The sequence below is a fragment of the Persicitalea sp. genome, assembly GCF_041751555.1.
In the GTDB taxonomy this organism is placed as follows: Bacteria; Bacteroidota; Bacteroidia; order Cytophagales; family Spirosomataceae; genus Persicitalea.
The window spans coordinates 1-16,820 of sequence record NZ_JBGSXF010000599.1 but is presented as its reverse complement, the minus strand read 5'-3'; the positions used below and the strand labels follow the sequence as shown (position 1 = coordinate 16,820).

General features: G+C 48.8%; 13 protein-coding genes and 1 pseudogene. 7 read left to right on the top strand and 7 right to left on the bottom strand.

Features of this window, described 5'->3' with window-relative positions:
• Nucleotides 1-144: 144 nt before the first annotated feature.
• On the bottom strand, nt 145-531 hold the full coding sequence (locus ACEW8P_RS21240; protein WP_373515076.1) for an RNA recognition motif domain-containing protein: 387 nt from the start codon (nt 529-531) through the stop codon (nt 145-147).
• Nucleotides 532-708: 177 nt separating this feature from the next.
• The gene (locus ACEW8P_RS21235) at nt 709-1,218 is read right to left on the bottom strand and encodes a metallophosphoesterase (protein ID WP_373515075.1); all 510 of its coding nucleotides are present in this window, start codon (nt 1,216-1,218) and stop codon (nt 709-711) included.
• A 31-nt stretch (nt 1,219-1,249) separates the two neighbouring features.
• Between ACEW8P_RS21235 and ACEW8P_RS21230 the strand changes: the two genes are divergently transcribed.
• The 4 genes from ACEW8P_RS21230 to ACEW8P_RS21215 all read left to right on the top strand — a co-directional run bounded on the left by ACEW8P_RS21230 (nt 1,250) and on the right by ACEW8P_RS21215 (nt 7,587).
• Nucleotides 1,250-2,308, top strand: coding sequence for a 3-oxoacyl-ACP synthase III family protein (locus ACEW8P_RS21230; RefSeq protein WP_373515074.1), 1,059 nt, complete (start codon nt 1,250-1,252; stop codon nt 2,306-2,308).
• A 334-nt stretch (nt 2,309-2,642) separates the two neighbouring features.
• Complete coding sequence (locus tag ACEW8P_RS21225) at nt 2,643-5,498, top strand: TonB-dependent receptor domain-containing protein (RefSeq protein WP_373515073.1); 2,856 nt, start codon at nt 2,643-2,645, stop codon at nt 5,496-5,498.
• A gap of 123 nt (nt 5,499-5,621) precedes the next feature.
• Entirely contained in the window at nt 5,622-6,374 is a 753-nt protein-coding gene (locus ACEW8P_RS21220) for a GLPGLI family protein (RefSeq protein WP_373515072.1), read from the top strand.
• A 325-nt stretch (nt 6,375-6,699) separates the two neighbouring features.
• A complete protein-coding gene (locus tag ACEW8P_RS21215; protein WP_373515071.1) occupies nt 6,700-7,587 on the top strand; it encodes an OmpA family protein in 888 nt (295 codons plus the stop codon).
• 67 nt (nt 7,588-7,654) lie between these two features.
• On the opposite strand, the gene ACEW8P_RS21210 is transcribed toward ACEW8P_RS21215, so the two are convergent.
• The 3 genes and pseudogenes from ACEW8P_RS21210 to ACEW8P_RS21200 all read right to left on the bottom strand — a co-directional run.
• Nucleotides 7,655-8,662: a phosphotriesterase gene (locus tag ACEW8P_RS21210; protein WP_373515070.1), complete on the bottom strand. Its 1,008-nt coding sequence runs from the start codon at nt 8,660-8,662 to the stop codon at nt 7,655-7,657.
• A 74-nt stretch (nt 8,663-8,736) separates the two neighbouring features.
• Nucleotides 8,737-9,201, bottom strand: a complete 465-nt coding sequence (locus ACEW8P_RS21205) for a hypothetical protein (RefSeq protein WP_373515083.1) — start codon at nt 9,199-9,201, stop codon at nt 8,737-8,739.
• Nucleotides 9,196-9,762: pseudogene (locus tag ACEW8P_RS21200) on the bottom strand (AMP-binding protein); the annotation flags it as partial. The pseudogene ACEW8P_RS21200 and the gene ACEW8P_RS21205, both read right to left, overlap by 6 nt.
• Nucleotides 9,763-9,889: 127 nt before the next feature.
• On the opposite strand from ACEW8P_RS21200, the gene ACEW8P_RS21195 reads away from it, so the two are divergent.
• Complete coding sequence (locus ACEW8P_RS21195) at nt 9,890-10,849, top strand: threonine/serine dehydratase (protein ID WP_373515069.1); 960 nt, start codon at nt 9,890-9,892, stop codon at nt 10,847-10,849.
• Between the two features lie 63 nt (nt 10,850-10,912).
• A complete protein-coding gene (locus ACEW8P_RS21190; protein ID WP_373515068.1) occupies nt 10,913-12,991 on the top strand; it encodes a hypothetical protein in 2,079 nt (692 codons plus the stop codon).
• A 103-nt stretch (nt 12,992-13,094) separates the two neighbouring features.
• On the opposite strand, the gene ACEW8P_RS21185 is transcribed toward ACEW8P_RS21190, so the two are convergent.
• Together ACEW8P_RS21185 and ACEW8P_RS21180 are read right to left on the bottom strand one after the other, a co-directional pair.
• Nucleotides 13,095-14,879, bottom strand: a complete 1,785-nt coding sequence (locus ACEW8P_RS21185; RefSeq protein WP_373515067.1) for an ATP-binding protein — start codon at nt 14,877-14,879, stop codon at nt 13,095-13,097.
• Between the two features lie 110 nt (nt 14,880-14,989).
• On the bottom strand, nt 14,990-16,036 hold the full coding sequence (locus tag ACEW8P_RS21180; RefSeq protein WP_373515066.1) for an LLM class flavin-dependent oxidoreductase: 1,047 nt from the start codon (nt 16,034-16,036) through the stop codon (nt 14,990-14,992).
• A gap of 126 nt (nt 16,037-16,162) precedes the next feature.
• Between ACEW8P_RS21180 and ACEW8P_RS21175 the strand changes: the two genes are divergently transcribed.
• Entirely contained in the window at nt 16,163-16,753 is a 591-nt protein-coding gene (locus tag ACEW8P_RS21175) for a Uma2 family endonuclease (protein ID WP_373515065.1), read from the top strand.
• Nucleotides 16,754-16,820 lie beyond the last annotated feature (67 nt).

Sequence of the window (16,820 nt, the reverse complement as noted above, 5' to 3'; positions counted from 1 at the left end):
CATTGAATGTAGTTATTATCATACAATATAGGACAGTATTGGCGAATTTTAGTATTTACCAGAAACAAAAAAATGCCGAAAACCAGGCAATGAAGCCCTGTTTTCGGCAGAAGATTTTTCGGTACGGGTTTAAGAAGCTGTCGATCAGGAATCGTCCCGATCCCTCCGCTTAAATTCACCGCCCGAATCTCGGCTGGGGCGGTCGCGGTTACGGTCACCATCGCGTCGTTGGTAGTTACCACCACCGCCACCGGGACGTCCACCGCCTGGACGGAACCCGTCCGTCCGCTTAGTGTTCTGCGATTCATTGACGATTAGCTCACGGCCCATAATCTCCTGCCCGTGAAGTTTGGCGATGGCTTCCTTCGCCTCGGCTTCATTGGGCATCTCGACAAATCCGAAGCCTTTACTTTGGCGCGTCATCTTGTCCATGATGATTTTGGCTGAGCTCACTTCGCCAAATTCCCCGAACGTTTCCTTCAAATCCTCTTCCTTCATCTTGAAAGGGAGACTTCCTACATAAATGTCCATTCTGTTAAGGTTTTAATTTTTGCTAAAAGTACACTTTTTGCACAATTCCAAATACCATGCCCTGCAATTCCATGATATTTCTGTGCAATTTTTTCTACCGAAGCCCCTCGCATTACTCCAAAGTAAACTGGTGCTGATAAAAATCCATCATTTGCCGGACCCTGAAAGAACCGGAGTTTAGGGAATGGAACCTCGTAACCCTAATTCAATAACTTCCATATTGCGGACTTTCCCGACATCCAAAGTAAAACGCAGCAAGGTTCGCATTCTGTGAAAGCCTTCGCGACCCGCCGCGCCGGGGTTGAGGTAAAGCAGATTAGATAAGGCGGGATCACGCATGACGCGCAGGATGTGTGAGTGACCGCAAACGAAAACGTCTGGAATGTCCCTACGCAGAACGGGCTTTACCATCTTATTGTAACGCGGCGGGTAGCCTCCTATGTGTGTGATCCAGATTTTCATTCCTTCCATCTCGAAGCGCTGATCCTCGGGCACAAGGCTTCGCACTGACTGTCCATCGATGTTGCCTGATACCGCACGGAGCGGCTTAAAATCACTCAACTTTTCAATAATTCCGGCATCACCCACATCACCGGCATGCCAAATTTCGTCGCACTCCTTGAAATGCGTCAAGACATCTTCGTCCAGGTAGCCATGAGTATCTGAAATCAGTCCTATTCTTTTCATTGGAAATCACTTTAAGATAAAACCCAAACCTATGAATTTGCGCACAAAAGTAGCCGGAATCGGCCACTACGTTCCGGAAAAAGTGGTCACTAACGACGACCTCGCCCAAGTCATGGACACTAACGATGCCTGGATTCAGGAGCGCACGGGCATCAAAGAACGCCGTTACGCCAAGAAGCACGAAGAAACTACCACTACCATGGCCGCCCGTGCCGCCACAATCGCCATCGAACGGGCAGGCATCTCAAAAGAAGATGTCGATTTCATTGTTTTTGCCACGCTCAGTCCCGACTACTACTTCCCCGGCTGCGGCGTGCTACTGCAACGCGAGCTGGGTATTACCAAAACCGAAATCGGTGCTCTCGATATTCGCAACCAATGCTCGGGATTTATTTACGGGCTATCCGTGGCCGACCAGTTTATCAAAACGGGCATGTACAAAAACGTACTGCTGGTGGGTTCCGAAATGCACTCAATGGGTCTGGAATTCGACACGCGGGGCCGTAATGTGACGGTAATCTTCGGCGACGGGGCCGGGGCGGTTATTTTGCAACCTACTGAGGAAGAAGGCAAGGGCGTGTTAACCACCCACCTGCATTCTGACGGTACCCACGCCGAACAACTGGCGATGCTCAATCCCGGTAGCCATGGTGGATATCATTTAGGCAAGGAAAATTTCGGCTACCCTGATGAAGAGTATGGCGAGATTTTCATTTACCCCGAGTTGCTCGAGCGCAAGAATACTTATCCCAACATGGAAGGTCAACTCGTCTTCAAGAACGCTGTGGTGAAGTTTCCCGAAGTAATAAAGGAGGCCCTGGACAAGACGGGTTTGCAGGCCAGCGACATTGATATGCTCATTCCGCATCAGGCTAATTTGCGCATCAGTCAATTCGTACAGCAGAAGCTGGGTTTGCGCGATGACCAGGTGTGGAATAATATTCAGAAATACGGTAATACTACCGCCGCCTCAATTCCAATTGCCTTGTGCGAGGCTTGGGAAGCCGGAAAAATAAAGGACGGCGACTTAGTCTGCCTGGCCGCCTTTGGTAGTGGCTTTACCTGGGGTTCGGCGTTGGTGAGATGGTAGTATCGTCCAGCGCATAATACACTTATGCCACTCCGCTTATTATGATGATCGGATTCTTTCGTTCCGAGTGTCAAACCCATTTGCTTTTTGTATGGATGAAATCTCGATTGTGGGTTTCATCCTTTTTTATGAAATACTTATATAAATAAATTATATATAAATTTATTTGCTATTTTTGGAAAAACTTCTTTTTTAGTTTGATAAAACTAATCCGATAGTTTACTTTTATGAAATTTTAACACAAGGCTTTGCAACCTTTCTTCCATATTACCGACCTATATAGAATACTGTGAACTAACTCTGCCAGCAATCCAACCTAAATCTACTTAGCCCCTTGAAAAAAATCCTGCTCCCGCTCCTACTCGCAATGCTGTCTGTGGCCGTCCAAGCCCAGAACTCTGCCCGTTTTACCATCAAAGGCACCGTCGTAGACTCGGCGGGCGTTGCGATGCCAGGCGCCACGGTCATGTTGCTGGCTCCCATAGACTCTTCCCTCGTCGACTACAACCGTTCGGACGAGAACGGCAAATTGGAATTCAAGAATGTCAAGCGTTCGAATTTAATTCTGAAAATTTCTTACGTGGGGTACATTCCCGAAGACATCGCCATCGAGCCCAAGGATAACGAGGTGGTAGACGTTGGGAACGTCAAGCTCAAAATCCTAAACCAGGATCTCTTTGAGGTAGTTATTAAAACCGCCCGCGCTCCGCTAAGTATTCGGGGCGACACGGTAGAGTACAACGCAGCTTCCTTCAAGGTGCCACCCGGTTCCACGGTGGAAGACTTGTTACGCAAACTACCGGGAATGCAGGTTGAGCGGGACGGAACCATCCGGGCACAGGGCCAGGAAGTACAGCGTGTCACGGTAGATGGCAAGCGGTTCTTCGGCGGCGACGTCAAGATGGCAACGAAAAATCTACCCGCCGAGGCTATCTCCAAGGTGCAGGTTTTCGACGGAAAATCGGAGCAATCCAGGCTTACGGGCGTGGATGATGGCAAGAAAGAAAAAAACCTAAATCTAGAACTGAAAGAAAGCCACAAAAAAGGCGGTTTTGGTAAGGCTACCGTGGGAGCAGGTACCAAAGAACGTGTGGAGGCTAAAGTCAGCTACAACCGCTTTAACGACAAGCACCAGTTCGCCCTTGTCGGTCTGGGCAATAATACCAATCAGAGTGGCCTGTCTTGGGACGACTACCAGGATTTCCGGGGTAGTCAGTCGTTCAACTGGGGAGACGATGGCGATTTTGGATTTAATAACGGCGACCGCTACATTGTTTTTGGCGGTGATGACGAGGGTCTGACCGTTTCACCGGGAGGCGGTGGGCGATCCAATCTGGGCTTCTCCAAAAACTGGGTAGGCGGTGCGAACTACAATTATGATAACAAGAAAACCCAGTTCAGCTCCAACTACTACTTCAACCAATCCGATCGGGTGCAGGACGCCTTCAATCAAAGGGAAAGTATTCTCAGTACCAACTCCTTCCGCAACGAGGATAAGAATTTCAGTGGCAATCTCAACGCAAACCACCGGGGAGGCATTCGGCTTGAGCAGAAGCTCGATTCCTTGAACACGCTGGTAGTTATCAGTAATGCCCGGCTGGGCAATGGTAATTCGCGCTACTCGAGCGAGCAACGTTTCTTCCGACTTGACCCACTCAGCGGGACTACCGACGGGGAGCGCTTAGCCACTTTGGCGGATATCAACAACACCAGCCGTTTTAATTCTTTTGCCATGGGAAATACGGCCTTGTTCCGTCACAAGTTCAAGAAAAAAGGCCGTAATTTCTCTGCCAGTGTCGGCTACAATATCAATAACTCAGATGGCGAAACCAACCAGCGCTCGCGCAATGAATTTTTCCAAAGGAATCCTGACTCGTCGCGCGTCGTCAACATCAACCAAAATAACGAAACCAATAGCGTCAGAACCCAATTAAAGGGAAGTGTGCTGTATCTCGAACCCATAGGCAAGAAATTTACCTGGGAGACTTTTTACAATTTCAGCTTGCGGCAAGATGATGTGAGTCGCGATGTGTTCGATGTGAATCCTGACAATGGTAGCTTCATTAAAAATAGCCTCCTCAGCCGCTACTACACCAACGATTTCACTTACAACCGCGTCGGTACTAGTTTTCGGTATGCTCACAAAGGGCTAAACATCATGCTTGGCGTCGCGGGCCTTAATTTCGACCTCAAAGGCGAATTTGCCCAGGGAGATGCCAACGCCACGCCGACACTGGTAAGCCGCCAGTTCACCCGCTTTACGCCCAACGCCAGTCTGCGGTACGACTTGAAAAACAACCGTTACCTGAGCTTTGGATACAGCATGAACGTCAACGAACCGCCCATCAGTGACTTGCAACCTATTGTAGACAATAGCAACCCGCTATACATTCGGGAGGGTAACCCTGATCTCCTGCCACAGTCTAGTCAGCGAGTCAATGTGAGTTACAGTTATTTCAATCCCGGTAGTTTCACCCGGTTTTTCGCCAACATCTACTACACTTCCTATACAAACCAAATCGTTTACAGTCAGGTGATCGACGAGAATCTGGTCACACGTTCAAGACCTGAAAATATATCGGGAGGGTCGAATTTGAGTTCTTACATCAATTATGGCTTTCCGATTGTCAAAACAAAAAGTGCGCTGTCTTTCAATACCTCGTTGAATTTTGGTAAAAACCTGATCTTCATTAACCAGTTGTTGAATGAAACCAATACCAACCGCTACAACTTTGGCACGGACTTTAACCTAACGCCCAGCGACAATTTCACCCTTTACCTCGATGCGGACTGGAGTATCAGTAACACCCGCTATTCGGTGAACGATCAGTTGGATCAGAAATTTGTGAATAGTCGATACGGTGCTGAAATGAACGTGAAGTTTCCCGGTGAGATTTACTTATCCAGCCGCTTCAACCTGAACACTTACAAAAATTCTCGGTTGGACTTCAACCCCGTGCAGCCGATCCTGAACCTGTCGGTATACAAGATTATGCTGGAAAGTAAGAAAGGTGAAATCAGGCTTTCGGCCTACGATGTTTTTAATCAGAATCAAGGCATCAGCCAGTCGGCTTACCAGAACTTCGTCAACACGTCACGGGTCAGCACCCTCGCTCGGTACTTTATGCTAAGCTTTACTTATAACATGCGCGGCGTGAAGGGTACCGTTCGGAAGCAAGGGTATTATTGATTAATTGAGAGTTGAGAAATGAAAGTTGAAAGTTCCGCTTCACTATAATTCATCAGCGCAGAAGTCCAATTACGCCAGATCCACCGCCGAAAGGCTCACTTTGCCACTTTACTATAAAGAAATATGAAACAGAAACTCGCCATCTTATTTTTGACACTGCTGACCCTGCCATCCTTGGCGCAGGAGGAGAACTTGCAAGGAGTCATATCCTATGAACAAGTATATCATTGGACAAAAATCTACTCTCGAATGGATTACATGAGCCAGGAAGAAAAGGACAGGATGAAATTGACTTGGGGAAATGACGATGAATCCAAGACCAAAATGACTCTATTCTTCACCCCTTCCCAAACCAAATATACCTATGACGAAAACCAGGATGACGAGGATCGGCGATACAGTTGGCGAAAAAATGAGTACCTCATCTACCGGGATTTCGAACAGGAAACTAAGACCGAAATCATCGAAATGCTGGGAAAAACCTACGTTATCGAAGATTCGCTCAAAGCTCCGAAGTGGAAAGTAATGAACAAAATCAAGGAAGTTGCGGGCCATCTTTGCATGTTAGCAACGACTGAGGACACTATCAAAAAGCAAAAGATTGAGGCGTGGTTCTCCCATGACCTGCCTATTTCAGCCGGACCAGGACAGTATTTCGGATTACCCGGACTCATTATGGAATTGGATGTCAACGAAGGAGACCTTGTGATTACGGCCACAAAAGTGGAGATGAGACCTGTGGCAGAGGAGGTAAAACTACCTAAGAAAATAAAGGGCCGGAAGTTGACCAGTCCGGAATACGATGAATTGATTTGGACGCACATTCGAGATAGCATGACCGCTCACCGTAATCCTTTTTGGGCCATGCCCTATTAGTTTTCAGTCTAATATATTTAAGGCAATGTAGTTGAGTGTGAAAAAAATATCAGGAAGGTGATTCTCATTTAATGAGTTTCTAAATCATACACTCCGCTTCGATCTTTTGCCGTTCTCACCTTTTTCGAGGACAAGTTTACTTTTACAATTCCCACTTATTGCATTATTTTTGAGTATTTTAGAAAAACATTCTTCTTTTTGGTTAAACAACACTAATTTTGCGGTTTGAACAACCAGCTTACTTTAAATCAATAGGTTGTCCGTTCCAACTGTAATCTAATATGTTGTAAACCTCAATCCAATTTCTATAAAACTCACTAGTACTATGCAAAAGATCATTATTGCCATTGCCATCCTTTTCACCCTGGGTTCCTGCGCAAGCAAAAAGAAAATGCTGGCTGTCCAGAGCGAAAGAGACCAAATTCAGCTCCAACTCGACAAAGTAAGAACCGACCTGAGCGACTGTGACGGCAAAGTCGCCAAACTGAATTCTGACCTGCGCACCGCGCAAACCGACCTTGACGGCAAGAATTCCAAAGTGAAGGAATTACAGGATCAGCTGGACTTCATGAAGAAGAACAACAACGCCTTGCTAGACCGCATGTCTGACCTATCGGTTATCAGCAAAGAAGGTGCTGAAAGCATCAAAAAGTCTATGGAAGTGATGGGTAGCCAGGGAAACTACATTCGTGACTTGAACAGCAACATACAGCGCAAAGACTCACTAAATATGGCTCTGGTGATGAACCTCAAGCGTTCTTTGCAAGATGTGAGCGACGAAGACGTGCAGATCGAAGTGAAGAAAGGCGTTGTTTACGTTTCACTTTCTGACAAGATGCTCTTTAACTTTGGTAGCTTCGACCTGACGTCTCAGGCTGAGAATGTACTTAGCAAGGTCGCCAAGATTTTGAATGACTACAAGCAGATAGACATTCTTGTAGAAGGCCACACGGATAATGTTCCTTATCGCAGTGGCAACCTGCAAGACAACTGGGATCTTAGCGTAAAGCGTGCTACCTCAGTGGTTCGTACGCTGCAAACCAAATATGGTGTGGACGCGAGCCGCATGATAGCAGGTGGTCGGGGCGAGTACCTGCCCAAGGTTGACAACGGCTCCAAGGAAAGCCGCGACATGAACCGCCGCACCGAAATTATCATCACGCCAAAGCTGGACCAGTTCTTTAACTTGTACACGCCGCAGGCAGGTAAATAAGGCCGTAGCTGAAAGCTTGTCATCATTTCAAAAAGCGCCAGTTGGAATCTTCCAGCTGGCGCTTTTTTTAGTTTTCACGAATTTTAATTGAAAACGCTAAGGCGGGATTCTGGATAAGCAGCCGATCAAAATCCAGTCCGGTGAATCCCATGTTCCTCAATAGTGGCCATACTCGGTCAAAGATATTCGTGTAGCCTGCAAAATTAGCCATCGGGTCGGGTTCGCCAGGACGGTACCAACCCGCATCGTGGGATACCAGTACTTTCGACAGCAAGTTGCGATCCTTCAAATGGGCCAGCGATTCAACATAATCGTCAAACTTTCCCCATCCCATTCCGTCCAGACTCACCCAAGCTCCCTGTTCAGCAGCTTTGATGTATAGATTCTTGTCGGTTTCTGCCTGCGCGTGTACCCACACGAAGGCACTCGGATGAACGCCCATTTCTTTCAGGAGTTGAATCTCCTCGAAGGCGGGCAGGGCGGGGCCCGTGTGCGAGCAGATGGTTAGTCCGGTCGCCAGGTGAGTCAGGGCGGCAGCGCGCACTAGTTTCTGGTGCAGTGCTGAGAGGCTGCCGCTGTCCACGCCAATTTTTATAAAACCGGGCCTTACTTCCGTACCCTCTATTCCATCGTTGAATTCGCGGATCCAGCGGTTGGCCAATTGCGTATCTGTTTCGGTAAAGGCCCAGGGGGGAAGGTACTTGTTTTTGACGGCGCCATAATAACCTGTGTTGGTAAGAATGTTGAGACCTGATTCGATTGAGATGTCTCGAAGCAACCTGACATCGCGGCCCAGGAAGGCCGGTGTGCAATCCAGTAGTGTCGCAACTCCTTTATCTTTGGCATGAACCAGGTAAGGCAATACCTTTTCGATCACTGACTCTCTATCCCAGCGGTCAGCGGAAATTTTATCTGCCCCCACAAAATCTACCATGATATGTTCGTGGATCAGCGTCGTGCCCATCTTACTGGCCGGAATCTGACCTCGCACGCACATAACATTTGGAATGGCTGCCCGCTGACTCACTAACAGGGGCAAAGGCAAGCCAGTCTTAAGAAAGGTTCTTCGTTTCATAGCTTCACCGGAAATCATGTCGGCACCGCTTTGGTTCGGTGTAACGACATCATTGTTCTAATCTTTGTTAGCTTTTATCCCAACAGCAATGCCTTCATCTCTCCCCTGATCTTCTTCTTATCCAGCTTTCCCACACTAGTTTTGGGGATTTCCGAAACGAAAACGATACGGTCAGGGACATACCACTTCTTAATTTTTCCGGCCTCTACCTCAGCTTCCAAGTAGTTTTTTACACTTTCGCTTGTGAGTTGGTCGGCGAATTCGGGTTTGGCCACTACCAGGGCATAAGGGCGCTCGCCCCACCGATCATCGGGCAAGCCGACCACAGCCACTTCGGCGACGCCTTCGATTTGGGAGAAGATGTTTTCGATGTCCAAGGACGACACCCACTCACCGCCCGTTTTGATGACATCCTTCACGCGGTCGGTAATCGTGACGTAGTAATCAGGGCCGATGGAGGCGACATCGCCCGTGTGCAGCCAGCCGTCCTTCCAGAGTTTTTCGGAATTTTCGGGGTCCTTGAAATAACCCTGTGTCATCCAAGGACCACGCGCTACGATCTCGCCAACGGTCTTGCTATCGTGTGGCAGGAACTCACCCGCATCATCTACCAGGCGCATCTCGACGAAGGGGGCCATGCGCCCGGCTTTGGTGCGCAGATCCAACTGTTTTTCCTGATCCCAAGTATGTTGTTCGTCGTTCAAGTGTACAATCTACATAACCGGGGCAGTTTCGGACATACCGTAGCCCTGCGACACGTTAATTCCCAGGTCGAGGGCGGCTTTGGCGAGGCCACGCGTGAGGGCCGAACCGCCGATAACTACCTTCCAATTTGATAAATCAACCTGCTGCGCCACGGGACTGTTGACCAGCATGGCCAGTATAGTTGGGACACAGTGGGAGAACGTGACTTTCTCCTTTACCAATAGTTTCAAAAGCATTTCCGGCTCGTAGCGACCGGGATACACCTGCTTATTATTAAGCATGGTGGCATACAGGGGAAAGCCCCAGGCATGAACGTGGAAGAGCGGGGTAATGGGCATATAAACATCGCGGTGTGAATACGGGACTGCCTCGTAGCCGCTGAAACAAGCTAACAAACCCATTGTGTGCAAAAACAGGTATGAGGTATAAGAGAGGACAGTGCTTTTGAGTAATTTTGGTGTGCTTTAAAAGTAATAAAAGCTTTCCGAAACTTATACCATTTGTTCTTAAATAATTAATAAAATGACAGATAATCCGCTCTACCCTACTCAGGCAATAATCGAGGCAGCGCACGAAAGAATCCTCCCTCACATCCATCGAACGCCGATATTGACCTGCCAAACCCTGAATGAGATTTCGGGAGCAGAGATTTATTTTAAGTGCGAGAATTTCCAGAAAATCGGGGCCTTTAAAGCGCGGGGAGGCCTGAATGCTGGATTGAGCCTGTCGTCCATAGAACAGGCACGAGGCATAGCAACCCATTCATCGGGCAATCACGCTCAGGCCATCGCCTACGCCGCTTCCGTAGTTGGCGCAAAAGCCTATATCGTGATGCCAGATAACTCACCTCAGGTAAAAGTAGATGCCGTGCAGGGCTACGGAGCGAAGGTGACTTTTTGCAAAAACACGCCCGAGGAACGGCAAAGCACCGTGGAGGAAGTGATCGCAAAAACCGGCGCAGTGTTCGTCCACCCATTCAATGACTACGCCGTCATCGCTGGTCAAGCTACTGCCGCCAAAGAGTTAATCGAAGATAGTAGCGTAGTGTTCGACACGATTATGGCACCCGTAGGAGGGGGAGGACTGTTAAGCGGCACGGGCCTGGCAGTGCGTTATTATTCTCCGACAACTAAGGTGATTGCCGGAGAACCCGAAGGCGCGGCGGATGCCATTTTGTCTTTCAAAACCGGGAAAATTGAAAAGGCACCTTATGTAAACACCATCGCCGACGGATTACTTACTTATCTAGGTGACAAGACTTTGGGAATAATATTAAATCACGTGGAAGATATTCTGACAGTGTCAGATACCGAAATCATTGCCGCCATGCGGTTGATTTGGGAGCGGATGAAGATCATCGTCGAACCTTCCTGTGCGGTACCCTTTGCGGCTTTACTGAAAAGTAAGGAGCGCTATGCGGGGCAAAAAGTGGGGATAATCCTGACGGGCGGCAATGTAGATTTAGGAAAATTGCCCTTTTGAAGATAGCGTTCGGGGTGAAAAGGCCATTGGATCGCTCTGTTATTCTTGAACCCTCCCCTACCGATGAAACATCTTCTGATCCTTGTCCTTCTGTCTACTGGACCTGCCCTTTTCGCCCAAATACCAGTCGATCTAAAATCTTTCGACAACAAAAATGGCACTACCGCAAAAGTCAGCGGCAACTTGCTGGAAGTGGAATGGCCAACGGGTGAAAATGAGTTTGGCAAGGTAGCCGTTGATTTGCGAAAAACGCAGCCGCTGATTGGTAGTTTGCAGATAGGCCCAAAGGACCATTACAAAACCATAGCCCGCAATCTCGACCCGGTGGTGATTTTAACCGTTGGCAAGCGGGACTTGATTTCACAAAACGGTTGGAACATTTTCTTCGATAAAACAGCCTACCTGCCGCACGATACCTTCGTGACGAAACTCAACAAGCTGGATGTGAAAGTCGTCACCTCCGGCGGGCAGACGGAAATCATCGTCAGTGGAGCTTCGGCAGGACGGTTCAGCGGGTCATACATTCTTACGGTCTACAACGGTAGTCCGCTGATGAACGTGGCAGCGGTCATGAGTACGACAATCGACTCGACAGCGGCCATCTATGACGCCGGACTCGTCGCCAAAGACTCGCCTTGGGAAAGAGTCTTTTGGTCGGATACGGAGCAAAATGTCCGCGCGAGGAACGTCGGCAAAACCGATAGTGCCAAAATCATGGCGGTCAAATACCGGACAATTATTGGACAGGGCCGCGAAGGTAGCTTGGCCATTTTCCCGGCCCCGCACCAATATTTTTATCCGCTCGACAATGCTTACAATCAGGAGCACGTCTGGTACGGTGCGGGCTATCGCGGCTTGATTCCCGGTTACGGCCTCGGCATCCGGCTCGACTTGCTGGGCGACCGCCGCTGGGTGCCTTGGTTCAACGCACCGCCTAACACCCAACAGCGGTTTAACTTTTTCTGCCTTTTGAGTCCCGAGCGCGACGGTAAAGTACTGGACAAAGTGAAAGCTTATACCCACGACGACAAATACGTGCCGTTGCCTGGCTACCGTACTATGGCGAGCCACTTCCACCAGGAACACACGGATGAAGTGCTGACGCGGCGGCCCATTCCCGATATGCCAGGTTTTGTCAAAGCCTTCCGTAATACAGGCGTCAACATTGTCCACATGGCCGAGTTCCACGGACCAGGTAGTCCGCGTGGTCCGGAGGTCAAGCGCTGGCCCGAAATGCAGACCATGTTCAGTGAGTTCGAGCGGCTGTCGGACGGTAACTTCCTGCTATTGCCGGGCGAAGAACCCAATAATTTTCTGGGTGGTCACTGGATGAATATTTTCCCAAAACCCGTGTACTGGCTCATGTCGAGGGAGAAAGACCAACCATTCGTAGATAATCATCCAACATACGGCAAGCTCTACCGCATTGCCAACAAGGAGGAGATGCTGAAACTACTCGAACTGGAAAACGGTCTGGCCTGGACCGCCCACGCCCGCACCAAAGGATCGACGGGCTATCCTGATAAATACAAGGGCGAGACGTTCTACAAATCCGACCACTTCCTGGGTGCGGCCTGGAAGTCCATGCCCACTGACTTATCGCTGCCCAAGCTGGGCGGTAACCGTGTGCTGGACCTCATGGACGACATGGCTAATTGGGGGGAACACAAAAACGTTATCGGCGAAGCCGACCTCTTCCGCATTGAACCCAACTACGAACTATACGGCCACCTGAATGTCAACTACCTGCAACTGGACGAAATACCGCAGTTTAGTAATGGCTGGCAACCCGTACTGGACGTCATGCGCAGCGGCAAGTTTTTCGTTACGACGGGCGAAGTACTACTTCCCCTCTTCAAAGTAAACAGTGTTGGTGCAGGCGAGACGACAAAATTGGACGCCAGAGGAGTAGCCGACATAGCCCTTGAAATAACCTGGACCTTTCCGCTCAACCGCGCCGAAATTATCTCGGGAGACGGCAATCAAGTTTTCCGGGAAATCATCGACCTGAAAGACACCAGAGAGTTTGGCAAAAAAACGTTTCAGTTTTCGCCTAATCTGAAAGGACGCAAATGGGTGCGGATGGAGGTGTGGGATGTGGCGGCCAATGGGGCGTTTACGCAGATCGTGTGGTTAGAGTGAGGCGATTGGTTTACGCCATCTTGCTCAAAATACCCCTTAGTACCCGTGATGACCGCTTCACAATACTCTGTGATCAGAGGTAGGGAAAAGCCAGAGTAATTCTTCACTCAATTTCACTGGGTAAATAAACCTCAAAAGTTGCGCCCTTACCTGATGCACTACTAGCAGTGATCCCTCCTCCATGGTTTTCAACTACCCGCTGGCAAATCGCCAGGCCTACGCCTGTGCCAGGAAAATCTTCCTTAGCATGCAACCGCTGAAAAACCTGGAAGATCTTGTCCAGATAACGAGTGTCGAAACCCACGCCCTGATCGCTAACAGTAATTTGGCAAAATCTACTGGCTTGGCTATTGGGCAAAACTTCGACGGGCAATTGACCTCTGTCGCAGAAATTGCACGCAACTTTAACCCGTGGCCGGTCTTCAGACGGTGTAAATTTTAGAGCATTCGAAAGCAGATTTTGGAAGAGTTGCCCAAGCTGGGACGCGTCGCCGTTGATGACAGGCAAATCGGGGACTACAATCTGGGCTTGACGTTCCTGAATCTCAAGTTCCAGAATATTAAGCACTTCGGAGATAACGGTATTTAGAGCAACCGATCCGTAGATTTGTTGGCGGGTCGTGATTTGGGAGTAAGTAAGCAAGTCTTTAATCAAAGTGGACATGCGCACGCCAGCAGCATTCATCCGATTCAGATAATCCAGCCCATCTTTGCCCAATTCATTACCGTATTTGCTTTTCAGCAGCGAACTGAAAGACTGTATTTTGCGCAAAGGCTCTTGTAAATCATGAGAAGCTATGTAGGCAAACTCCTGTAGATTTTCGTTGGAGCGAACTAAGTCTTGGTTGGCCATCGACAGTTCCTTAGTTCGCACTTCTACCTGGTCTTCCAGCTCTTGCGATAATTTCCGGTATTGGGATTCGCTTTTTTCCAAAGCCTGCTGCGCCATAACCTTAGATGTCACCTCAATGGCTGTGCATACGACGCCGTAACTTTCACCATGCTCATTATACACTGCTTTGTACGTGTAGTCATAGTATCCCCAGTACGATTTGCCACTCTTTACCAACAAGATACGCTCACCAAACTGGCAGTGTGTCTCTCCCGTAGCCAGTACTTTGAGGTATCGTTCGGAGAGAGGAGTGTCTTTTAGCTCGGGCACTGTTTCTGATAAAGGCTTTCCCAATATTTCCTCACCCCGCCCCAAAATTTCCAGCATCATCTCGTTGGCTTCCCGTATTATCATGTCGGTGCTTTCATATACCAACATAGCGACCGGTGCTTCCCGCACCAGTGAACGAAAGCGAGCCTCACTTTCAACCAGCGCCAGCCGGGTTTGTTGCTTTTCCCTGGCTTCAATCCGCAATTGCTTATGGCTGGCTAATAACGAGTTATTGGCTAACCGAAGATCGAGCAGGCTAATTACTTGTTTGGACAAAAGGCTTAATGCCGATAATTGCTCATCCGTAAGCTTTCGTGCCTGATTATCGATCACGCACAGAGAACCAAGTGCGAATCCCTGCGAATCTACCAATGGCATGCCTGCATAAAAAACTATATGAGGATCGCCAGCCACAAGGGGATTACTGGCGAAGCGCTGATCCAACCGCGCATCCTCAATGACCAGCGGCTCGGATATATCAAGAATGTTCTGGGCGCAAAAAGCGATATCCCGATCTGTTTCGCTCTGCTCCATGCCATAGTGCGACTTGAACCACTGCCGCTCTTCATCAACAAAACTGATAAGTGCTACCGGAGTCTGACAAATGTAAGCTGCTAACTGCGCTATGGCGTCATAGTCCGCCTCGGGCAGGGTGTCAAGGATATTGTACTCTTTGAGCGCACCAATCCTCCGAGTTTCGTCGAATTGGGATGAGGGTCTGTCCATTTTTATAATAGGGAGCGCCGTGACTCTATTGTAGTCCAGCCGTTTTTTCTACTACAAATTAAGCGAATTTCATTGAGGAATATATGTTTGGGGACTCAATGCAAAATTCCTTATCCCAATACTGTCTTATCAACCACCTTTCGCACGGCTGGTGCCACCACATTTCCCAGCAACTCTATTGAACGCATCACTTGGACGTGAGGTAAAGTACCCACGCTGATGTGCAGCAGAAACCGGGTGTTTCCGAATAGTTCGTGTTCCCACAAAATCTTGTCCACTACCTCCTGCGGACTTCCTACCAACAACGAACCGCCCGGCCCACGCATCATTTCGTAATGCTCGCGATTCATGGCGGGCCAGCCGCGCTCGCGGCCGATTTGGCTCATCACGTGAGCATAAGGACCATAGAATTCGTCTGCTGCCCGCTGGGAATCGTCAGCCAGGTAGCCGTGGGAGTTGATGGCCAGTTGGAGTTTTACCGCATCGTGCCCGGCTTCTCGGTAGGTTTTCTTGTAAAGCTCAGTGAAAGGCACGAATCGTTCCGGCCCGCCGCCGATGATGGCCAGTGCCATGGGCAAGCCATAATTCGCGGCCCGAACCACCGATTCAGGCGTTCCACCTACCGCCACCCAAATAGGTAGTTCTTCCTGGAACGGCCGGGGATATACGCCCCGGTTATCAATAGAAGGACGCAGCTTACCGCGCCAGGTAATTTTTTCACTTTTGTTGAGCTGGATGAGCAGTTCAAGTTTTTCAGAAAAGAGAGCGTTGTAGTCTTTCATATCGTTGCCAAAGAGCGGAAACGACTCGATGAACGAGCCGCGCCCAGCCATGATTTCGGCCCGTCCTCCTGACAACAAATCCACATGAGCAAAATCCTGAAAAACCCTCACCGGATCATCAGAACTTAGTACTGTCACCGCGCTGGAAAGGCGAATATTTTTTGTTTTGACTGCAGCAGCGGCCAAGACAATCGCCGGGGATGACACCACGAAGTCGGGGCGATGATGTTCGCCGATGGCGAAGACGTCCAGGCCGAGTTGGTCGGCCAATTCGATTTCTTCCATTAAGTTCATCATCCGCTGTTGCGGGCTGAGTAATTTGCCGGTGGCCGGATCCGGCGTATTTTCAACGAAGGTGCTGATTCCGATTTCCATAATAATAGATGTAGGTACATGGTTTTTGGTACAACGCGAAAGGAAGTGAAAAACGTTGCATCGGTTGCTTCAAATCGTACGATGTTCCTGCCTATTTCCTATATTTGGAAAAACAGACAAGTCACTATGAAAACGACTAAGCAAATTCCCAAAACCCTGATCTACGAAGAGTTCGACGGCCATCCCATCTACCGGAAGGGCTACAAAGACTTTATTCTGGGCTTAAAGAAAATTGAAGAAATCAATATGGGAACCAGCCAATTGCAATATTTAATCACCTGGAGCATCGTCAAGTTTTTAGCCAGGGAACTACCCGATGGGTATGCTGCAGGAAGTTCGGAGTTGGGTCTTCACCTTACGAAAGGAACCAACTTTGCCGCCGACATTGCTGTTTTTCGGGAAGGCGTGTTGAATATAGGTTTCCAATCCACGAATTACTCGGATGTCCCTCCTAATGTGGTCATTGAAGTAGATGTTAAGATTGACGAGTCGGATTACTTCCAGACCCAGGACGAATACTTTCATAAAAAAACAGAGCGTCTTTTGGCCTGGGGCGTCGAGCGGGTAATTTGGGTGTTCTCAGCCTCTCGACGGGTGCTGGTAGCTGATAATCTTAAAAAATGGGAATCCATAAGTTGGGACATCCCCTTCACGGTTATCGATGATTATGAAATCAACGTCTGGGAGTTGCTGTTAAAAAATGGCTTTCAGGTTTAGATAAACCATTGTTTCCTTTCTCTTTCAATCATTTATCAGATCAAAATGAACCTCTTCCGAAACAAAC